At 64.2% G+C, this 20,839-nt stretch carries 20 protein-coding genes; 10 read left to right on the top strand and 10 right to left on the bottom strand.

The features are described 5' to 3' along the window. Nucleotide 1 precedes the first annotated feature (1 nt). On the bottom strand, nt 2–1,426 hold the full coding sequence (locus ACX80Z_RS09355) for an aldehyde dehydrogenase family protein (protein ID WP_459315653.1): 1,425 nt from the start codon (nt 1,424–1,426) through the stop codon (nt 2–4). Between the two features lie 84 nt (nt 1,427–1,510). Next, nucleotides 1,511–2,338 carry an SDR family NAD(P)-dependent oxidoreductase gene (locus tag ACX80Z_RS09350; RefSeq protein WP_459315651.1) on the bottom strand — a complete coding sequence of 276 codons (828 nt, stop codon included), beginning with the start codon at nt 2,336–2,338 and terminating at the stop codon, nt 1,511–1,513. A 74-nt stretch (nt 2,339–2,412) separates the two neighbouring features. Here ACX80Z_RS09350 and ACX80Z_RS09345 point away from each other — a divergent pair, with 74 nt between their 5' ends. The 5 genes from ACX80Z_RS09345 to ACX80Z_RS09325 all read left to right on the top strand — a co-directional run bounded on the left by ACX80Z_RS09345 (nt 2,413) and on the right by ACX80Z_RS09325 (nt 6,913). Continuing rightward, nucleotides 2,413–3,741, top strand: coding sequence for a uracil-xanthine permease family protein (locus tag ACX80Z_RS09345; protein WP_019484020.1), 1,329 nt, complete (start codon nt 2,413–2,415; stop codon nt 3,739–3,741). 5 nt (nt 3,742–3,746) lie between these two features. Further along, nucleotides 3,747–4,304, top strand: coding sequence for an RBBP9/YdeN family alpha/beta hydrolase (locus tag ACX80Z_RS09340; protein ID WP_459315650.1), 558 nt, complete (start codon nt 3,747–3,749; stop codon nt 4,302–4,304). A gap of 166 nt (nt 4,305–4,470) precedes the next feature. Next, nucleotides 4,471–4,854 carry a DUF7793 family protein gene (locus ACX80Z_RS09335; protein ID WP_459315649.1) on the top strand — a complete coding sequence of 128 codons (384 nt, stop codon included), beginning with the start codon at nt 4,471–4,473 and terminating at the stop codon, nt 4,852–4,854. Between the two features lie 187 nt (nt 4,855–5,041). Continuing rightward, nucleotides 5,042–6,037 (top strand): phosphotransferase, encoded by a 996-nt coding sequence (locus tag ACX80Z_RS09330; protein WP_459315647.1) that lies wholly within the window; start codon nt 5,042–5,044, stop codon nt 6,035–6,037. Next, nucleotides 6,038–6,913: a DNA-3-methyladenine glycosylase family protein gene (locus ACX80Z_RS09325; RefSeq protein WP_207771340.1), complete on the top strand. Its 876-nt coding sequence runs from the start codon at nt 6,038–6,040 to the stop codon at nt 6,911–6,913. 57 nt (nt 6,914–6,970) lie between these two features. Here the strand turns inward: ACX80Z_RS09325 and ACX80Z_RS09320 are convergent, their stop codons facing one another. From ACX80Z_RS09320 to ACX80Z_RS09305, 4 genes are all read right to left on the bottom strand, one after another. Continuing rightward, nucleotides 6,971–7,759, bottom strand: a complete 789-nt coding sequence (locus ACX80Z_RS09320) for a glycerophosphodiester phosphodiesterase (protein ID WP_459315645.1) — start codon at nt 7,757–7,759, stop codon at nt 6,971–6,973. 2 nt (nt 7,760–7,761) lie between these two features. Beyond that, on the bottom strand, nt 7,762–8,574 hold the full coding sequence (locus ACX80Z_RS09315) for an HAD family hydrolase (protein WP_019484026.1): 813 nt from the start codon (nt 8,572–8,574) through the stop codon (nt 7,762–7,764). Nucleotides 8,575–8,687: 113 nt separating this feature from the next. Next, nucleotides 8,688–9,218, bottom strand: a complete 531-nt coding sequence (locus ACX80Z_RS09310) for a YbhB/YbcL family Raf kinase inhibitor-like protein (protein ID WP_459315643.1) — start codon at nt 9,216–9,218, stop codon at nt 8,688–8,690. A 13-nt stretch (nt 9,219–9,231) separates the two neighbouring features. Then, entirely contained in the window at nt 9,232–10,158 is a 927-nt protein-coding gene (locus tag ACX80Z_RS09305) for a carbohydrate kinase family protein (RefSeq protein WP_019484028.1), read from the bottom strand. A gap of 198 nt (nt 10,159–10,356) precedes the next feature. On the opposite strand from ACX80Z_RS09305, the gene ACX80Z_RS09300 reads away from it, so the two are divergent. Further along, nucleotides 10,357–10,956, top strand: coding sequence for a DUF6318 family protein (locus ACX80Z_RS09300; protein ID WP_459315642.1), 600 nt, complete (start codon nt 10,357–10,359; stop codon nt 10,954–10,956). 31 nt (nt 10,957–10,987) lie between these two features. On the opposite strand, the gene ACX80Z_RS09295 is transcribed toward ACX80Z_RS09300, so the two are convergent. Both ACX80Z_RS09295 and ACX80Z_RS09290 read right to left on the bottom strand, forming a co-directional pair. After that, nucleotides 10,988–11,908 carry an ROK family protein gene (locus ACX80Z_RS09295; protein ID WP_459315640.1) on the bottom strand — a complete coding sequence of 307 codons (921 nt, stop codon included), beginning with the start codon at nt 11,906–11,908 and terminating at the stop codon, nt 10,988–10,990. A 95-nt stretch (nt 11,909–12,003) separates the two neighbouring features. Continuing rightward, the gene (locus tag ACX80Z_RS09290; RefSeq protein WP_459315638.1) at nt 12,004–12,891 is read right to left on the bottom strand and encodes an alpha/beta hydrolase family protein; all 888 of its coding nucleotides are present in this window, start codon (nt 12,889–12,891) and stop codon (nt 12,004–12,006) included. A 78-nt stretch (nt 12,892–12,969) separates the two neighbouring features. Here ACX80Z_RS09290 and ACX80Z_RS09285 point away from each other — a divergent pair, with 78 nt between their 5' ends. The 3 genes from ACX80Z_RS09285 (at nt 12,970) to ACX80Z_RS09275 (ending at nt 15,371) form a co-directional block, all read left to right on the top strand. Next, on the top strand, nt 12,970–13,290 hold the full coding sequence (locus tag ACX80Z_RS09285; protein ID WP_459315636.1) for a hypothetical protein: 321 nt from the start codon (nt 12,970–12,972) through the stop codon (nt 13,288–13,290). Nucleotides 13,291–13,359: 69 nt separating this feature from the next. Next, on the top strand, nt 13,360–14,469 hold the full coding sequence (locus ACX80Z_RS09280; RefSeq protein WP_459315635.1) for a GTP pyrophosphokinase: 1,110 nt from the start codon (nt 13,360–13,362) through the stop codon (nt 14,467–14,469). Between the two features lie 74 nt (nt 14,470–14,543). Next, on the top strand, nt 14,544–15,371 hold the full coding sequence (locus ACX80Z_RS09275; RefSeq protein WP_459315634.1) for a caspase family protein: 828 nt from the start codon (nt 14,544–14,546) through the stop codon (nt 15,369–15,371). A gap of 3 nt (nt 15,372–15,374) precedes the next feature. Here ACX80Z_RS09275 and ACX80Z_RS09270 read toward each other — a convergent pair whose 3' ends face one another. Then, complete coding sequence (locus ACX80Z_RS09270; RefSeq protein WP_459315633.1) at nt 15,375–17,033, bottom strand: gluzincin family metallopeptidase; 1,659 nt, start codon at nt 17,031–17,033, stop codon at nt 15,375–15,377. A gap of 215 nt (nt 17,034–17,248) precedes the next feature. On the opposite strand from ACX80Z_RS09270, the gene ACX80Z_RS09265 reads away from it, so the two are divergent. Further along, complete coding sequence (locus ACX80Z_RS09265) at nt 17,249–19,333, top strand: caspase family protein (protein WP_459315632.1); 2,085 nt, start codon at nt 17,249–17,251, stop codon at nt 19,331–19,333. Between the two features lies 1 nt (nt 19,334). Here ACX80Z_RS09265 and ACX80Z_RS09260 read toward each other — a convergent pair whose 3' ends face one another. Further along, a complete protein-coding gene (locus ACX80Z_RS09260; protein ID WP_019484036.1) occupies nt 19,335–20,813 on the bottom strand; it encodes a flotillin family protein in 1,479 nt (492 codons plus the stop codon). Nucleotides 20,814–20,839: the final 26 nt, after the last annotated feature.

Here is a 20,839-nt window from a genome sequence, read left to right as displayed (position 1 = left end):
GTCAGAGGAGCCGGCGCAAGAGCCACTTCTTCAGACCGCTGTATGGCGGGTAGGCGAGGCGCAGGGTGTCGATGCCGGTCCCTTTGGAGAGCACTCCCCGCAGCTGGCTGAAAGTGTCGAAGGAATAGCGTCCGTGGTAGGCGCCCGTCCCGCTGTCACCGACGCCTCCAAAAGGCAGTCCGGGAACCGTCAGGTGCAGGTTGCAGGCGTTGTGGCCGATCCCACCAGCTCGGACCCGGGCTTCGAAGCTCTGCTGCACCGCGCTGCTCCTGCTGAACAGGTAGGCAGCGAGAGGGGCGGGCCGGGCGGCGATGAATTCCAATGCCTCATCCATCCCGCTCACGGTCAGGATGGGCAGGATTGGTCCGAAGATCTCGTCGTGCATGACCGGCGAGTCCGACTGCACCTCGGTCAACAGTGTGGGTTCGAGGTATCGGGTGGACCGGTCGTGCGACCCGCCGGCGGAGATGCGGCCGCTATCCAGGAGCCCCACCAGACGATCGAAGTGGGTTTCGTTGATAATCCGGCCATAGTCACTGCTCTGGCTGGGATCGCTGCCGTAAAACTCGGCGAGCGCCCGTTTCAGCTGCTTCAGGAGTTGTGATTCCAGCCCCGCCTTCACGAGCACGTAATCGGGAGCGACGCAGGTCTGCCCGGCGTTAAGGAATTTACCGAAGATCAAACGCCGGGCCACGGCGCGAAGGTCTCCGTCCATCACGACGGCGGGGGACTTGCCTCCCAGTTCGAGGGTGACAGGGGTGAGTTGCTCAGCAGCGGCTTTGGCGACGATCCTCCCCACGCGTGCACCTCCGGTGAAGAAGATGGAATCGTACTTCTGGGTGAGCAACTCGGTGCTCACCTCGGGTCCGCCTTCCACCACCTCCACGGCCGCGCCGTCGAGATATCGAGGCAGGAGGTCAGCGATCACAGCCGAGGTGGCGGGCGCTAGTTCGCTCGGCTTCAGGACCGCGCAGTTCCCGGCGGCGAGCGCACCAACCAAGGGCGACAGCAGCAACTGCACCGGATAGTTCCAGGGCCCGATGATCAGCACCACTCCCAGGGGCTGAGGCTCCCGGTGGGCCGACGCCGGCGCCAGGCCGATCGGGACCCCTACCCTTTCGACGCTGGTCCACTCCGCCAGATGCCTGAGAGCAAACTCGGCCTCCGCCCGGACCAGCGAGAGCTCAGAAACCAGTCCCTCGAGACGGCTCTTGCCCAGATCTGTCTGCAACGCGTCGGCGAAGTCCTGTTCCCGTTCGGCGAACATCCGCACCAGGCCCTGCAATTGGGCTCGGCGCCACGCGAGTGGCCGTGTGATCCCGTCGTCGAAGGTGCGGCGCTGGCGGTCCGCCGCGGTCGTTCCCTCAGCGACGGCACCATCCTCAGCACCGGAGCCGCCCGCAATTAGTGTTGGACTACTGGTCATCTAGGGTTCCTTCTTGACAGAACGGCCAGCGGATCGCTGGCTGGGACATTTTCTAACGGGTGCGGTCTCTTGGTGGGTGGCAGCTCAGCTGGCGCGGCCCGTGAAGTGCTCCATAGAGCTGTACACCTTGAAAACCCGGCCAGCCACCACATCCCAGACCGGCTGGGGAAGAAGCCCACGCAGCGCGCTGCCCAGGGCCACCGACCAGGGCAGCTGAAGGCGGGCACGCCCCACCAGCATCGCCCGCCAGGCCTTATCGACAACGTCTGCCGGGTCCATCAGCGGCGTGAACAGTGGCCCTCGGGCACCTTCGAACATGCCGGTCTTGATGTAACTGGGAATCAGGGTGGTGACCTTGATGTGGTTGTGCCCGGCTTCGCGCAGTTCGAGGCGCAGCGAGTCGCTCCATCCGATGACTGCCCACTTCGAGGCGGTGTACACGCTCATCCGGGGCACCGACAGGGTGCCGGACGCTGACGCGACGTTCAGGATGCGTGCCTGGTTTCCCGCCGCGATGAGGTCCGGCAGGAATTCCCGGGTCAGATGCATGAGCGCGAGCGTGTTGATGTTCATCACCAGGGCGATGTCGGCCGCTTGGTCGTGTTCCCAGAAGTACTTCCCGCGCACGATGCCAGCATTATTGACCAGCACGGTCGGGACCCCGACGTCGTTCCGCACGGCGGCAGCCGCCGTCGTGATCTCCTCCAGGGACGCGAGGTCAACCACGTAGCTGTGCACCGAGGAGCCGGCACCGCTCAGGAAATCGACGGCCCCGCGGAGGGCCTCGGCGTCCACATCCCAGAGCACCACGGCTGCTGCCCGCTCCCTGACAGCGCGTTCCGCGTACAGCCGACCCATCCCGCTGGCGGCACCGGTGATGAGGACTGTTTGGCCTTCGACTGTGAATGACATGAGTGCAACGTAACATCCCGCGCCGGACGGTAAGATTTCCGACAGATCACCCCACATCTTTGGAAGGCACAGCCATGAGCAGGTTCGGTACCGCTTGGACAGTTCACGGCGACGGGAAGAACGTCCTGCCGGGGCAGTTCGTTGCCCCTGATGAGCGGCTGAGCTGGCCGCGGACGATCGGTATTGGCGCCCAACACGTCGTCGCCATGTTCGGCGCCACGTTCCTGGTCCCCCTGATTACCGGGTTCCCCCCGGCAACCACCCTCCTGTTCTCGGGCATTGGCACCATCCTCTTCCTGATCATTACCGCGGGGAAGGTACCGAGCTACCTCGGGTCAAGCTTCGCGTTCATCGCGCCGATCGCCGCCGCCCAAAGCCAGCACGGTCCCGCTGGGGCGCTTGGCGGCATCATCATGGCCGGTGCGGTGCTGGCGATCATTGGCGCCATTGTGCACAAGGCTGGTTCCCGCTGGATCCAGGTGGTGATGCCACCAATCGTCACCGGCGCGATCGTCGCGCTGATCGGACTGAACCTCGCACCCACGGCCAAGGCCAGCTTTGAGCAGGCTCCCCTCACCGCCCTGATCACCGTGGTGGTCATCCTGCTGGTCACGGTCCTGTTCAAGGGCATCCTCGGGCGATTGTCCATCCTGGTGGGTGTCCTGGCCGGGTACGTTGTCGCCATGCTGCGCGGTGAGGTGGACTTCGCTGCGATCGGCGACGCCGCCTGGATTGGTCTCCCCCCATTCCAGACCCCCGAGTTCCACCTCTCAGTGGTGGGTCTTTTCATCCCGGTGGTGCTGGTTCTCGTCGCCGAAAACATCGGCCACGTGAAATCGGTGGCGGCAATGACCGGCCGCGACCTTGACCCCGTCACCGGGCGCGCGCTGATGGCCGATGGCCTCGCCACGATGCTCGCCGGGTCCGGCGGTGGCTCCGGAACCACCACGTATGCAGAAAACATTGGTGTGATGGCGGCATCCCGCGTGTACTCCACGGCCGCCTACTGGGTGGCAGGCATTGTCGCAATCCTGCTGAGCCTGTTCCCGAAGTTCGGCGCCCTGATCGCCACTGTCCCGGCCGGGGTCATTGGGGGCGCAGGAGTGGTGCTCTACGGCATGATCGGCATTCTCGGGGTGCGGATTTGGGTACAGAACCAGGTCAACTTCTCCAACCCCATCAACCTATCCACCGCAGGGGTTGCCCTGGTGGTGGGCATCGCCAACTTCACCTGGACCATTGGGGAGCTCACCTTCGAAGGCATTGCCCTGGGTACCGCAGCGACACTCGCGATCTACCACGTGATGAACGGGCTCGCCCGCTGGCGGGGCAGCGAACATCTCACCGGGCCCGACGCCGTCGACGCCTCCGACAAAGGGTCCCGGCCTTCGAAGCTGGGCTGAGCCGGATGAAGATCTTCGTGGTTCATGGATACCAGGCGTCCCCCGGCGAGCACTGGTTTCCGTGGTTGAAGTCCCGCTTCACCACGGCACAGGACAGCGTGACGGTGCTCGAACTACCGACCCCGAATGAACCTGCGGAGAGCGGTTGGACTGCCGAACTGCACCGCGCCATCGGCCGTCCCACCGGGGACACGGTGATCGTTGCGCACAGTCTCGGCTGCATTACCGCCCTTCGCTATCTGGCGTCGCTGGAGCCGGGGTGGTCTCTCAGGGGGCTGATCCTGGTCGCAGGGTTCGCCGAACCCGTCGCTTCACTTCCGCTCCTCGATCCCTTCACCGCCGACAACGGTTTCGTCGACGAACTAGTGGTCTCCCGTTGCACAGTGATCAGCTCAGACAACGACACAGTGGTTGATCCTGCCGCCACTGCCCGGCTCGCGGCCAGGCTGCACGCAACGCTCATCACCATCCCCGGCGGTGGCCATTTCGGGTCCGCCGACGGGTACCAGCGTTTCCCCGAGCTGCAGCAGGAACTGGCTGGGCTACTTTCCACCGCACGCTAGGAAGGCAAACAAGTCGTCCTTCACCCGAAGGCCCCGCCCGCGCAGGAGCAGCTGCGGACGTCTTTTGGTGAGCTGTCGGACACATCCAAACTGTCGTGGACGACGAAGTACCCCATTGACGCTTGCTACTAAGTTAAATGGATCTGCTGAGACTTCAGGACACATCATGAACACTTCATGCATCACCACTACTACTGAACGCCACCCGGATGCCGGCGAAACCCAACGTTTGACCCTGCGGGAAGACGGCATCCTGCACGTCTGGTGGCGACCGTCGACGGTGGTCTCTGTCGACGACGCGCGGGTCACTCTCGATGCATCGCTCCTCAACCCCGGATCCCGGCGGATCCTGATGAGTATGACAGCTGTGACGTTCACCAACGCCGCCCGCCGGGCCATCTGCACCGAGCAGGGCATTACCGCCATCGCTCTGCTCGGCGAGGATCCCGTTGACCGGGTAGTCGCCGCCTTCGCCGATAACGCCGCTCACCCAGCGCAGTTCTTCACCTCCGAGGACGCAGCCGTCGACTGGCTGGACACCTTCGCCTGACCCCACACCCCACTCAGGCCCTGGGTGAGCCCCGCCCTCCCGGTAGTGCCTAAACTGGTGTGATGTTGAGGATCGGGCTGTCGGGCGGCGTGCGCAGGGGAAATCACACTGGGTACTACCGGCTGATCACCGCTACGGAAACGGACCGGCCGGGCGGACTTCATTCAGCCGAGCCGACGGAGTCCTGATGGATCTGCAAAAGGTCTGGGCGTCCCCTGATTGGCGGGACCAGGTCCAGCAGTGGATCACGCAGGTGCTGGACAGTTGCAACCTGTCACAGACCGGCCCCCTGGAGCCGGCCCGTATCCGGTTTTGGTCCACCCAGCTGACGGTCCCCACCAATCACGGGCGGCTCTGGTTCAAAGCGAACAACCCCGGTCAGTTCACCGAGGCGGCCCTCGTGGCGTGCATGTCCGAATTGGTGCCGGACCATGTGGTGACTCCCCTGGCGATAGAGCCGGCCAAGGGCTGGATGCTCACTCCTGACCATGGAAAGACCCTTGCCTCACTAAAATCGACTGACTACCAGTTATGGGTTCGGGTGGTGATGGACTTCGCCGACCTTCAAAAACAACTCATTCCCCATAAAGTGCCGCTGGCCGCCGCCGGACTAGTGAGCATGGACCCCGCGATCGCCGGGAATTTCGCCAGCAACCAGCTGCTCCTCCACACCGGCCTGCCCCCCGAGCATCCGTTGCATCTCTCGCCGCAGGCCGCCGACGGGGTCTACCTCAGCATTCCGGCGCTGGAGGAAGCCGCTGCCGCGGTCCTGGCCTCTGGTGTCCCCCTGAGCCTGGAACACAACGACCTGCACTCAGGGAACGCCTTCATCCCGGGCACCACCACAGCGCCACTACGATTCTTCGACTTCGGCGACTCCTACTGGGCCCACCCGTTCAGTTCGCTCTACGTTCCGTTGACCGTAATGCAGGAACAGTGGGAGACAACTGTTGACGATGCCCGGATCCGCCGCGTCATCAGCGCCTACCTTGAGTGTTGGACCGATTACGCCCCCCTCGCGGAGCTACGTCTCGCCGTCGAACCGGCACTCCAACTGGCGCGGCTGCACCGGTATGGATCGTGGTTGCGCCTCCTCATCCACGCCGACGATTCGGCAATGAGCGAGTACGGCCCACACGCCCTCGAGTACCTGCGAACCCTGACGGATCCGGTGCTGCGGTAGGTGAACAGCGTCTTTCTCGCAGCCAACGGGTCAATCGAGACCGTACCCATGGTTGCCCTGCTCGCGAACCACTTCATCCCGGGTTGTGAGGTTCCGGATCGCTCCGGCAGCTCACACACCCGGCTCCTCAGTACCGCCAGCGGGCACCACGCTGTCACCCTGACCGTTGGTTCGTCCGGGGTTGAAGTGAGCACTTCTGCGCCGTTGAGCCAGGTCCCCGGCCTCACCGCAACCATCCGGCGCTGGCTCGATCTGGACACCGATCTCACGGCGGTGGCAGCAGCGTTCGACGACGACGCCCTGCTGGGTCCGCTGGTCCGGCACCGCCCCGGGCTGCGTGCCGTGGGCTATCCCGAACCGTTTGAAGCAGCGATCATGACAGTCCTTGGCCAGCAGGTGTCGGTGGCGGCCGCTGGCACGTTTGGCGGACGGTTGGCCGCTGCGTACGGGACACCCGGGGCGGCCGGCCTCACCGTCTTCCCCACCCCCGAGGCGCTTGCCTCCGCGCCGCCGGAGCAGCTTCGCAGTGCGGTGGGCGTGACCCGAACCCGCGGAGCAACCGTGCAGCACGTTGCCCGGGCCTTCTGCGACGGGCTGATCCTCCACGGCGACCCCACCGATATCCGGCAGGAGCTCCTGGCCATCCCGGGGATCGGGCCATGGTCGGCAGACTACCTGATGGTGCGAGTACTCGGGGATCGGGATGCCTTCACCCCGGGGGATCTGGTGTTGCGCCGTGCCATGGGCAACCCCAGCATCAGGGAAGCCGACATCCAGTCTGAACGGTGGCGGCCGTACCGGGCGTATGCCCTGTTTCACCTGTGGACCGAAGCCACCTCGGCCGAAAAAGTGCCGCACCCGCAGGTTAGTCGTTGAGCAGCAACTAATCTCCAGGCGAAGCACTTTTCTGGCCGTGGAGGGAGGTGGGCCGGATTATTGGGGCCAGTACCCTCTGCGGTGCATGACCCCAGCCAACCGGTCTGCACGGTCGGATACCAGACCGTCCACGCCACCACCCAGGGTGAGCAGCCGTTCCATCGCTTCTGGGTCGTTGACGGTCCAGACGTGAAGCGGCAGCCCTGCCCGCCTGCAGCGTTGGACAAAGCGCTCGGTCACCACTGTCACTCCGGCGTGCCGGACCGGAACCTGCAGGCAATCGACCCGGAGCATCCGGGCAAGGCGCCGGGTCTGACCCAGCGGACTCAGCAACCAAAGCAGCGCTGAATACGCCTGACCGGCCGAAGACGCCACCGGTCGCGACAACCGCTTCAGGACCCGCAGGCGCCGCCGGTCCGAGAAGGAGGCAACCAACACCCGGTCATGCGCGCCCAGGCGTTCAACTACGTCAGCGAAAGGCTCCACCGAGGCGTCGTCCTTGATGTCGATATTCAACTTCATCGCCGGCCACCGGGTCAGCACCTCTTCGAGCGTGGGGATCGGTTCGGTGCCCTGAATGTGGACGGTCCGCAACTCCTCCAACGACCGGTCCGCTATTGGCCCCGATGCGTCACAAACCCGGTCCAGGAGTTCATCGTGAAAGACCATGACCACTCCATCGCGGGTGGTGCGGATATCTATCTCCAAATAGCCGAAACCCAGTTCGGCTGCCGCCTCGAAAGCGACCATCGAATTTTCCAGCCCGTCGAGCGAAAAGCCGCGATGCGACAGGGCGAGCGGCCGTTGCTCCCCGTCCAGTCCGATGTTTCGCAGGTACGGCAACATGCCTAGAAGGAGGCTCTCAGCGCGGCGAGGCGTTCCTCAAGAATCTGCGCCACCCCGTCCTCCTCAAACGCTGGCGCCTGCTGATCCGCCGCGGCAATAGCTTCCGGGTGCCCCGACGCCATTGCGTAGCCGGTGCCGGCCCAACTGAGCATCTGCACGTCGTTGGGCATGTCCCCGAAGGCGACGACGTCGGCCTGGCTGATACCCCGGCTGGCCGCGAACTCGGCGAGGGTTACCGACTTATTGATGCCAGGCATCGACATCTCCAGGAGGGCAACGCTGGGCGCAGAATGGGTGGCAGTCACCAAATGGGCGACCGCCGGGCGGACCCGGTTGAGGAAATTGTCGGGCAAAACCTCGCGTTCACGGGCCAGGAACTTGATGACGCCCTGACCTGCGAGCGAATCCGCAAGGGGCATGGCGACTGCGCCGGCGAGTAGTTCAACCGAACCCTCCTCGGCGAACCCATGCTCGATGTGGAATCCGGTGACGGTCTCGGCGGCGAAAGCGGCCGCGGGATAGAGGTCCAGGATGATTTCGCGAGCCGCCAGAATGTTGCTGTGCTCGAGCAGGTGGGCGCTCAGCACCCGTTCATCATCCAGGTTGTAGGTCACGGCCCCGTTGGAACAGATGACCGTGCCACGGTGACCCAGTTGTTCACGCAGCGGGTCCAGCCAGCGAGGCGGCCGCCCCGTTACAAACACCACCTCGACACCAGCATCCAGGCACCTCTGAAACGCTTCGACGGTGCGGGGACTGATCTTGCCGTCGTGACCGACAATAGTTCCGTCCATGTCGCTGGCGACCAGGCGCATGCGGGTACTCCTTCAGTGAGCAGGTGAGTTTAAGCGTACCTGCCCGGAGCAGGCCGATGCCCCGGTGCGTGACACGCGTCCGGGGCATCGAGAGGAAGCTGGTTGGGCGGGATCTACTGCTCGAAGGTGGCGATCAGGCGGGCCCGCCCAAGGGTATGCGAGAACAGGTTGAACCCGAGGTAGGCATTGCTGCCTTCCGCGGGCACCTCGAGGGTTTCCACGTCTACTGCATGCACTACAACGTGGTAGTGGTGCGGTCCATGACCGGCCGGTGGGGCAGCGCCGATGAAGCCGCTGAAGCCGCCGTCGTTCTTCAACTGGATGGTGCCTTCCGGCAGGTCGGTGCTCCCCTCGACTCCGGCACCAGTAGGCAAGGAAGTGGTACTCACGGGGAGGTTGAAGACCGCCCAATGCCAGAAGCCACTGGCGGTTGGGGCGTCCGGATCGTAGACCGTCACGGCAAAGCTTTTGGTGCCCTCCGGGAACCCGCTCCAGGACAGCTGCGGTGACAGGTCCTTCCCGCCATCGATCCCCATGACTCCTGAAGCATGCCTCGCATCCAGCGGCTGGTTGTGCTCAATGTCAGTGCTGGCGAGGGCGAATTCGGGGACTGCTGGCAGGTCTGCGTACGGATCGCGGGTCATTACTGCTCCTGGTTCACTTGGGGTCTGCTACTAGCTCGCTGCGCACCGGTGGATTCGCGCCAGCACGGGAAACGGTCACTGCCGCCGCCTTTGCCGCGTAGGCAAGGACCGCTTCCACCTGTTCAACGGAGATGTGGCGTAGGTCATTCCGCAGCTGGGCCCCAACGAGCCCGCGGTCCGCCAGCGAGCCCAGGAGCGCCGACATGAAGGAATCCCCCGCCCCCACCGTGTCCACCACCTGGGTGGCCGGCGCGGGCACCGAGGTTTCACCGCGTTCGACGACGGCCCACGGACCGAGGGAACCACGCGTCACCACCACCATGGCCGGCCCTTTAGCCAGCCACAGCCGTGCAGTCTCGAAGACGTCCTGGCCCGGGTAGAGCCATTGAAGATCCTCGTCGGAGGCCTTCACCACGTCGGCGAGGGCAACGAATTTCTCGGCCTGCGCGCGGGCGTAATCGACATCGGTGACGATACTGGGACGGCAGTTGGGGTCATAGGAAATGGTGGCCAATGGGTGAGCCCGCTGGACGACGGCGAGCACTTCGGCCGCTCCCGGCTCAAGCATGGTGGCAATCGAGCCGGTATGCAGCAGTGTGGTGCCGTCGAGGATCAGGTCCATCTGCTCACGGACGGTGGGCAGGTCCCAGACGAGCTGAAACGTGTAGGAGGCACCACCGGCAGGGTCCAGGCGTGCCGTTGCAATGCTGGTGGGGTGACCATCTGGCCCGATCGGGGTCAGCACCGAGTTGCTGTGAAGGTGTTCATGGATCATCCGGCCGTACTGGTCGTCGCCCCAACGCCCGATGAACCGGCAGGGGTGCCCCAGCCGGGCCAGGCCCACAGCCACATTCATGGGGCTGCCGCCAACATGGGCGCGTGGCGAGGAGACATCGCTGATGACTTCGTCTATGAGGGTTTCCCCGATCACTGTGAGCACGCTAATAAGTTAGCATCCCGGGCAGCGGAAAGACCCTTGTGGGGACAACGGGATCGAGAACCCCGGCTGACCCTCGAGCCTAGGTGATCTCACGCACACTCGCCGGAACAATCCGCTAGTTGCCTAAGGCTACGGCTAGGATGGTGCGGGATTGCCGCTATCCGCGGCGCTAACCACTTACTAGTTGTTGGGGAAACCATGAAAATCAAGAACGCGGCGGCCATCGCCGTCATCGCACTCGCCTCGCTGACCGCCTGTGGCGAGGCATCAGAGCCTGCGGCCCCTTCCGAGGCCGCCGCTCCCACGCCGGCGAACTCCACGGCACCCGCGCAGAACATCCAGGCTCCGGAGACCAACGACCTCATGGCCGAGGCCAGCCCCGAAGGCGCACGAGCCTTCCTGCATCACGTCTTCGAGCTGAAGTCCTACAACCAGCGGACCGGTGAAACCGAGCAGCTGCTCGCCACCTTCGATGGTGCCGAAGCAGCAACCGAAGAGGCTGAGGAATTCGCGGCCATGTACGAGGACGGCGGCTGGGTTCTCGGCGGACAGCCGAAGGTCAAGCAGATCATCGTCACCACCCCAGCGGACGAGGTAGCCGAGGAGGTCGAGGTTGACGCCCTGATCACCGTCAACCCTGACGCCTACACTTCGTTCGGCGAATCGGGTGAGGTCCAGGAGACCCGCCCGTTCGACCCGGCCGGCACCATCTACTCAGCGACAATTGTCTATTCAGACGGCGCCTGGCAGGCTACCTACCTGGAAGAAACCCCTGACGCAGAAATCCCGGCGGAGTAACCCGGTTTAGGCCTCCGGCTCCGAGTGCAACTCAGCTCTCAGTGTCGGAGCCCAGCGAAGCCCAATAGGCGGCACCCACGAGCGCGGCGTCGTCGGGCAGGATCGCCTGCTCAATCCTGAAATCTGCGAGCCGCGGGTCGGCAAGAGCCATTCCCGCGCGAATTGCCGGTTCAACCAGATCCCAGGACCTGGACATGGACCCGCCGATCACCAGGATCCCCGCGTCGAACCGGCTGATCACGATTGCGAGAGTCTCGCCCAGAGCTCCGAAAGCTCCGTCCAGCACGAGTCGTGCAGTTTCGTCACCGGCCCGGCTGAGTTCAGCAATGGTGTGGACGTCGGGACCGGCGTCCGGGCTCAGACCGGCCGCGTCGGCGTAGGCCGCGCGGATGGCGCGTCGGGACACGGTATTTTCCAGGGGTCGGCCCTGATAGACCTCGTGGTGGATGCTCCCATCCGGTGAGACCGCCGGCCCGGTGCTGACCGGCTGCCCGTTGATCAGGAAGGTGGAGCCGACGCCGGTGCCCAACGTGATGCAGATGGCCCGCTCATTCCCCCGAGCCGCCCCGAGGGCGTATTCCCCGATGCCGAACGCGTCGGCGTCGTTGAGGAAATGGATCGTGCCGGGGGTCGGTTTAATCCGCTTCATCAGCGCTTCACCGAGATCGAAGCCGTTCAGGCTGTCAAACTTTCCCACATGCTCGAAACGGCCAATGCCCTGGTCGTAGTCGAAGGGGCCGGGAATAGCTACCGACCAGGTCGCTCCCGGCTCGCCCCGAAGCGCGTCGGCAGCAGCACCAATCTCCTCGACCAGGCTCTCGGCGGTCCCCTGGGCCTGCAGGTCGACCCGAGCCAGGGAGTCCCGGTCGATAACCCACGTTCCGGATTCCACCACCGCGGCCGTGAGGTGGGTGCCTCCAATTTCGAGCACAGGGATAGTGTTGCCACTCATTGATGGGTGCCTTTCAGTCTGTCCGAATACGGTATCTGCGAACCAGGATCAACAGTAATTCGTTGCGGTCCTCGCGGCAGCCTCCCTTGAATCGGCTAGACCGCCATCAGCCGATCTACCGCCTGCACCACCCGCACCCAGGCTTCGGTCCCCGGGGTGATCATCGCGAAGTGGTCGCCGGGGATCATGATCAACTCAGCAACCGCACCTGCGGCCGCCGCCGTCGTCACATAACTGTCCGATTGGCTGAGCGGCACCGTTGAGTCGTCCTCACCGTGCAGGGCTAGCACCGGAATGGGCAGCGGGATCGCTGTCATCGGGTCAGCCGACCGGTACCGAACGGGATCCTCGGCCGGGTCCACGCCCAGCAGGTTCAGCACGGCACCGTCTCCCAGCCCCTGCTCATGGGCTGCTGCCAGATTCAGCACACCCGACTGGCTCACGACGCCGGTCAGCGGTACCAGGGGCGTTCCGGCGCCGGGAGCTCCGTCGGGCAGCGTTGACCGCCCGGCGGCCCATACCGCGAGGTGGCCGCCGGCCGAATGGCCAAGCGCCGTCGTCGTGCCCAGATCGAGGCTGTGTTCGTCGGCCGCCGTCGCCAGGAGATCTATCCCGGCGCTCACGTCGGCGAAGGTTTCCGGCCAGCCACCCCCGTTGCCGGCCCGGCGGTATTCAAGGTTCCAGCAGACGTAGCCCCGGGACGACAGGTCTTCGGCGAGAGGCCGGCCAAGATCCAGTCCGTACCCTGAGCGCCAATAGCCCCCGTGGATAACCACGATGACGCCCGGGAGGTGCTCCCCGGCTGGCAGGTACAACTCGGCGAACTGGCTGGGATCATCGCCATAGGTGTAGCGCTGGGGTGTCACTGGTTCCTCCGGTTGCTGGGTGAGGTTGGCTGAACTGCCGGGCGCGCAGCCGGCGAGTGCGGTCGCTGCAGCGAGGCCGGCGGCGCCCAGGACGGTGCGTCGGCGTAGGTTGTCCACACCGGAAGCGTAACCTTGCCGACCCTTCACATGCGCCGGGGAGGGTGTTTGAATGAATGGACCAATCAAGGGGGAACAATGCAGACCAAAGGAACCCGGCGGCTCATCACGGGCGGTATCGCGCTGGTAGCCACGATTTTCGTCCTGCCAACACCACTGTTCGAAGTCTTCAACGGAACAGCTGAGGGCCTGACGATGGTGCTCTTCGTCCTCGGGGCGGCACTCCTGGCGGGGGGACTGGTTCTGGTCGTCACCGGCCTGCGATTGCGATCACGAGACTTAGGCACTCCCCGAAGCTACGACACCCGGCAGCCAACCACCCAGGACGATGATCGACCCATCGACAGCCACTCCATGCCGACTGCCGCCCGCCAGGGGCAGATCGGCGGGCCCCTCTAGCCAGCCCTCCACCAGCACTGTCAGACCCGGCCGATATGATGGCCTGAAGCCATCGTCGGAGGAGTCTTAATGAGCGCCTGGGATCAGTTGGATGACCGTCTCCGCCCCGCGGTGGAAGCGAGCACCCGTGAGTTCGAGCGGGTACGGCCGCGCCTTGAAGAAGTGACCCGGCAAATGCAGGCCAGCATCCAGGAAATCTTCGTCGGCACCGAACTCAGCCCACTGTTCGTCACTGCTCGGACCAAGAGTATCGATTCATTCCGTGACAAGGCCTCACGCATGCTCGCCTCAACAGTCCCCGGAGACGCCCCCACCCTGGTGTTCCCCGACCCGCTAAGAAACCTGACCGACGTCGTCGGCGTTCGGGTGATCACCACCCTGCCCCACGAGGTGGACGTCGCAGCGAATCTGATCAAGCGGCAGCGGCAGGAGTTTGACTGCCGGGGCGACCGGGAGAAGGACATCGGCACCATCGAGTCCGGCACCTACGGCTACTCCAGTCGGCACCTCATCCTGCGCACCATCCAAAGCGAAGCGGTCAAAGAGTACCAGCGCGCCCTGGACCCGGCAGCCAAGGCCGGCGGCAGTTACATGCTCGAGGTGCAGATCCGTACGGTTCTGGCTCATGCGTGGTCCGAAATCGAGCACGACATCCGGTTCAAGGCATCGAATCCTCGGGCATGGAGCCCCTACTTCGACCGGCAATTCACTGGCACCGCCGCGATGCTCGAGTCAGTGGAATCAGCTTTCGCCGAGCTGCACGAGCGGTACGAGACAGTGACCGGGTTCTGGGATGAGGACGGGGAGGGAAGCGCCCCCCTGACCCCCAACCGGGTCCGCGACGTGTGGCAGACCCTCCTCCCCCACGTTGACCGAAAATCCGACGACAACTGGGGTTGGGCTGCGGAACTGCTCGCCGCCCATGGACTGACGACGACGACGTCGCTGGCGTCGCTGCTCCAGGCGGACACCATTACGTCGGTTCGCCGAGCGTTGGACCACCGTTACTCGCCGGGCCCGGACCGGCTGCTCGACGACGTGCTGCTGTGGCACTACGGGGAACGCCACATCGACCTCACCGCCGAGGCAGCCGATGCAGCGGTCTCGCCACGACGCGACAGCCTGCAGCGTCGGCATCGGCAGATGACCACCTTCCGGGCGCTGGAGGCCAGCAAATAACGCCTCAGTAACACCCGTCCCGCTAGGTTGCGGCATACCTGCGACGGGGCAGGTCCTGCGGAAGGAACTGTGCCATGGCCAAGTACGCACTCTGCGTCGGCATCAATAAGTTCGAAAACCTTCCGACCAACGCGTGGCTCAATGGCTGTGTCAACGACGCCAAGGACTTCGCCGCGCTTCTCACCGGGCATTACGGATTCGCGAAGCGGAACGTTGCGGTGCTCCTCGATTCAAAGGCTACGAAGGCTGCGGTGGTCGGGAAGCTGCAGGCCATGCTCAAACGGGCGAAACCCGGGGATCACCTTGTCTTCACGTTCTCCAGCCACGGCACCCAGGTCCTCGATGTCTCAGGTGATGAACCGGACGGCGCCGACGAAGCATTCGTCACCTTTGATATGCGGCAAAAGGGTGACCAGTGGGACGCCGCCACCCTTATTCTCGACGACGAGTTACATCACCTGCTCGGCACCCTTTCCGACGGGGTCCTGCTCGACGTCGTGCTGGACACGTGCCACAGCGGTACCGGGCTCAGGGCGCTGGACCTACTTCCCACCCGCCGGCCCCGGTTCGTTCCGCCCCCGACGCCGCTCGGCCTGGAGCTCACCGAATCGGCGGATCCGCGCGCCTTCCGCGACCTGGTCCGGTCCGATGCGCAGGCGAAACCAGTCCTGTTTGCCGCCTGCCGGTCGGATCAGACAGCGGCTGATGCTGACTTCGCTGGACGATATAGCGGTGCCTTCAGCCACTACCTGCTCCAGGCCGTCAAAGACGACCCATCGGCAAGCCGGCGAGTGCTGCTGAAACGCGTCAGCGCCGACTTACGGGATGGGAAGTTCACCCAGCGGGCCCAATTGGAAGCGCCAGCGGCGGCCAAAAGCGCCGCGTGGGGCACCGCTTTCTAGGAACTAGCGGCCGCGCCCCCGGCTATGGAACGTGATTTTCGGTGTTCCAGTGCCAGACCTGGGCCGTGCACCAGAAGGAGAGATTTCCGCCAGGGTGGTGGCATCCCGAACCTTCTCCTGTGCGTTTTCCTGCTGCCTCACCGGGTCATAGACCGGTTTCAACGCCGCGTAACAAAGGTGGCCTCCCTCGTCGAATCTGAGCAACCCACCTCCGCGCAGGATGACGGGTCCGGGCCCGGACAACCCCATGCGGCGCATTTCGGGCCGCCCGATAGTGAACTCCTGAACAAAGGAGGCGCCGATCTCCGAGACGACGAACCCGTCCGGGCTGATCCGGATGCTGGGTCGCACCCGGTCCACGGTGATTGAATGCCGCTCATCCATCGCGGTTTCCCGTAACAAGTCCCCGTTCTCCCAGATGAACCTCACGATCTCTTCCGGGTCAGTTCCCAGCGCTGACAGCCGGACGGGGTACCTGAGGTTGCTCATGCGTTCGATCCCGGTGAGCAAATCATCGGCCGGCACCGTAACCCCCACCTCGGCGAAGCAGTCCCGCACCACCTGCCGATAGTGAAAACGATCCTGCGGAACCAGCACCAGGTCGGCGGAGAGGATGCCCCGCAGCAAGTCCGGCCAGGTCACGTCCACCGGAGCCATGTACCCGAGCCCACGGATCAGCATCGCCAGGACCTGTTCACCCACCTTCGCCCCGGACTTCGCCACCTGGTGCAGGCTCGAGCGGCCACCGGGCTGGTCCAGACGGATCTGCCATAGCCGCGCCACCACATTCAGCATCGCCCGCACCACTGGCTCGCCGCGTCGGTGCGGGTCCGGCAGCGTGCGCCAGCCGGTGGGGACCGGCGTCCGCATCGGCTGTCGCGCTGGCCCATGCGAGAACAAACCGTCGCCAAAGCTGAAGAGACCACTCAGCAGGATCTGCTCATCCAGCCCGGTCAGGTCGGTTGCCCCGGACCCCAGTGGATCCAACAACTGCTCCACCCGCTCCGCCGAGGAAAACACTGACAGCATGGCCACCAGGTCAGCGATCGCCTCATGCAGCGCAAACTGGTCGAGGGAAGCGAACTGGTCCGACCAGCGGGTTCGGTACCCCGCAAGGATCGCGTGGGTCACCTCATGGGCCACCAGGTCGCGATACAACGCCAACGGCACCGACAGACGCTCCCGGCCATCCCGCCGATGCCCAAACCGGACCACTCCGTCTTCCCGGTCGTAGCCAGAATCGGCGTAGGGCACCGTGTCATACGCGTGGATCCGCAGCCGCCGTCCTCGGGCCCATCCCATCCGGCGGCCGAGGGTTGACTCGAAGGCTGCCAGCGTCGACGCCGCCACGGCGTACGTGTGCTGGGCCAGGAAGCGGCGGTTGGCCAGCAGCTCACCGAGCTCATTCGGTGGATTCTCGTCCATCAGCATCCACGGATCGACGTCCTCGCCCAGGAGTAGCTCCAACGGTTTCCCACGCGGGCCGCGAACGACGATGTCGAATCGCGCGCTGCGCGGCCCCCCACCAATGCGCTCAACGGGCACGCGGAGCGTCGTGGTCATCGGACCTTCGGCGCCCAACGTGAACGGACCCTCGGCCAGAATGGTCAGGGGGCGCAGCTCCCCGGTATGGCTTCCGGGCCCCAGCATCACGCCCGCCATTGGCACCTCTCCCTACTGCGACCCGGGATCAGTCTTCCACCGGACCGCTACCAAAAATATCTACCCCTGCGCCCCGGCCGTCAAGCACCAAAATCCCAGTAACACCCCAATAACACCGTGCAGCAGATACTGGCTGCCAACCGCCGGCGCCGTCGCGTGGACACTGCTACCTGACGAACGCCGCTCCAGTCGATGCCACTCAACGAGGAGTAGCCATGAATACCACTGCAGCGACCGCCGCTACCCAACGGGGGTCCGGGCTCAGCGCCGCCCAGATCACGGCCCTGAAACCGCATGTAGTGAACCTCAGCCGAGGCAAGTTCTCGACCGGTGGTGAAATAAGTACTACTGCAGCCGACGTGGATGCCATTTTCCAGGATCATCTCCCCAAGTTCGCACCAGACGGCGACGCACCGATCATGGTCTACGCCCACGGCGGTCTGGTGAGCGAGGCAGCTGGCCTCCGTTCCGCACATCAGCAAAGCGAATGGTGGAAATCGAATGGCGTGTACCCGATCTTCTTCGTCTGGGAGACAGGCTTCCTCGATGCACTGTTCGGCTCTCTGCCCGGAACCAGAGGCGTCCTGGGAGATGTGAGGGACCGCGCAATCGAGCTGATGGCACGGGCCGCTAACGGTGAGCGGATCTGGGGCGAAATGAAGCGGTTTGCCGAAGACGCCTCGGCAACGGGTGGCGGCGCGCTCTACGTGGCAAAAGCACTCGGCAATTATGTGGCAGCACACCCGAAGACCAGCGTCCACGCCGTCGGCCACAGCGCCGGCTCCATCTTCCACTCCTACTTTGTGCCAGCCGCCCTGAAGGCCGGGGTCCCCGAGTTCGCGACGGTCAGCCTACTGGCACCCGCCGTCCGCACCGATACGTTCAAGGCGAAGTTGGCACCCGAGGCCGGTAAAGGCATCAAATCCCTGGCGATGTACACCATGACGCAGCAGGCCGAGCTTACTGACACCTGCCCCGGTGGCTACGGGAAATCGTTGTTGTATCTGGTCCGTGCGTCCTTCGAAAAGGAAGAGTTCACGCCCATTTTGGGTTTGCAGGAGTGCGTCAACGCGGACCCCGAACTGCTCAAGTTCTTCGATGACGACGGCGGCAAGGCGAAGGCAGAGGTGATCTGGTCAATTTCCGAGACCGGACCTGAAACACGCCGGAGCACTGCGACCACCCACGGGGGATTCGACGACAACACTACGACCATGGAGAGCGTCGCCCGCAGGATTACGGGCAGGAAACCGAAACCCTTCGGCGCCCGAATGATCAGTGAGCCGTGGGCTGTGGCCCCCACCGTCCGCGAGGAACCCCCCGTAAGTACCCGACGCGCCCTATGTATCGGAATCAACGCCTACCCGCCGGGCAAAGAACTGTATGGCTGCGTCGCTGACGCGGAGGCGTGGGGTAAACAGCTGGAGTCGGTCGGATTCGAGGTGACAACCCTGCTCGATGGGGCGGCCACCAGGGTCAACATTCTTCAGGGCATTTTCGACCTGGTGGCGCATAGCACCGCCGGGGATGTGCTCGTCATGCAGTACGCGGGCCATGGGACGTACATTGATGACCTCGATGGTGATGAAGCGGAGGATGGCAACGGGGAAAAGCTGTTCGACGAGGCGCTTTGCCCGGTGGACTTTCAGGGCGGAAACCTGATCATCGATGACGATCTTGGGGAACTCTTCGACCTACTCCCGGAAGGGGTAAGCCTCACCGCCTTCTTCGACTCCTGTCATTCAGGTGACGGTACCCGGCTCTTACCGTCGCTGGGCACTGCAGTCACTGACGGGGCCGAGCAGGCAGCCAATCATGGCCGACGGGCACGGTTCCTGGTCCCTGACACGACCACCATTGAAAACTTCCGGTTACGTCGCGGCGCAGCTGCGAACCCGGGCAAACGAGCCACCGCCCGCGAACTGCTGTTTAGCGCCTGTCAGCCTGACGAAGTGGCCTACGAGACCGGCGGGCACGGCGACTTCACCGCCGCAGCAAGCCTGCTGCTGGCCCCAAGCGCCGAGAAGATCACCAACGCCGATTTTCTGGCCAAAGTGCTCGAATCGTTTGCTCATCAGCCGCGGCAGAACCCCTACTTCTACGGTGTCGCTGCTGCTTCCGCCAAGACGTTCCTGGCACCGCTGACCCGGCCCGTGGATGCCGGCCAGGGCCTCCGTCCAGCGTCCGGTCAAACCAGTGAAACCAGTCAAACCAGTGCAGTCGCCCCGGAGGTTGCCGCCGCACGCGCACGAGCAGCGGCAACCTTCCTGCGGGCGACTGCCGATTTCATCGACGGGTGAATTAGACCGACGGCGCGTGGGTGTTTTCAGTTGGCGATGCCGGTTCCGTGGCAGCACCGTCCGTGGCGCCCCAGTTTTTCAGCATCTCGACGGCGTCCAGCCCGGTGGTGTCCTTGAGTAGCTGGAAGGTCTGCTGCAACCCGCCGGACACGTTCTTGCTCAACTGGGTGGCACCGTCGTTGGAGATGACGGTCATGTTGTCGATTCCCGACATTGGGGCGGCGATTTCCCGAGCGATCTGCGGGAGGATTTCCATCACCTTGTTGAGAATTGCTGCTTCGTTGAACTGCTCGTACGCCTTGGCCTGGGCTTCGATTCCCTCGGCCTCCGCGATTCCCTTCTGCCGGACAACGTCTGCCTCGGCCTGGCCGCGAAGCGCGATGATCTCCGCTTCCGCTGCACCGTTGGCCCGGGTCACTGACGCCGCTGCGTTACCGCGTGCGGTGTTGGCGGCGGCCTCAGCTTCAGCGGTGACCTTGTCACCCTCAGCGCTGAGGCGGCGCTTGGTCAGCGCTACTTCCGCCTCAACCTGATCGGCTTCAGACTGGCGCTTGCGCTGCTCGAGCTTACCGGCCGCTTCCTGCTCCACCCGGTACTTTTCTGCGTCGGCAGGCTTGCGGATCTCAATATCCAGTTCACGTTCACGCAGCTCGGACTGCCGTGAAGCAACCTGCTGTTCCTTGACCAGGATCGACTGGCGCTGCTCAGCTGCAGCCAAGGGACCCGCCGCGTCGGCCTGGGCCTGCCGTGCGTCCGCGACCTCCTTGAGCTCGGCCCGGCGGATGGCGAGCCGCTGTTCGGCAAGCGCAACCTGCTCGTCCGCGATCGCAGCGGCCTCGGCAGCTTCCTGCGCCGCATTCGCTTCGGCAATCTTCGCCTGCTTCTCAGCGAGTGCCGCCTCGGGCCGGCCCAGGTTCTTCAGGTAGCTGGAATCGTCGTCGACCGACTGGATCTGGAAGGTATCAATCTCCAGACCCTGGTTATGCATTGAGTGCTCGGCCTCTTCCTTGACACTCTTGGCGAAAGAAGCACGGTCCTTGATGATCGAGTCCACGCTCAGCGTGCCCACGATGGAGCGCAACGAACCGGACAGGGTCTCTTGGGTGTAATGGTCGATCTGATCCTGCTGGTTCAAGAATCGTTGAGCGGCGCGGCGCACCGCCTCTTCGTCGCCCCCCACTTTGATCTGGGCGACACCGGTCAGCCGAAGCTTGATGCCGTTCTTGGAGATACCCTCAATCTGAAGGGTCACCTGGCGTGAGGCGAGCGAGATGGAGAACGCCTTCTGGCTGAACGGGTTGATGAATGTGCGACCGAACACCACACGCTGGCTTTCCTGGCTGCCTTTGCCGGTGATGATCAGTGCTTCGGACGGGCTCGCAATCCGCAGTGCAAGACGCGCGACGATGGCGGCAATAACTGCCAATACCACCAACACGGCAAGCACAATGCCGACAACAATAAACTGACTGAGGTCCACTACAGCCCCTTCTATGGGATTTACAA

The sequence above is a fragment of the Arthrobacter sp. TMT4-20 genome (genome assembly GCF_054510775.1).
This window is presented reverse-complemented; position numbering and strand designations above follow the sequence as displayed.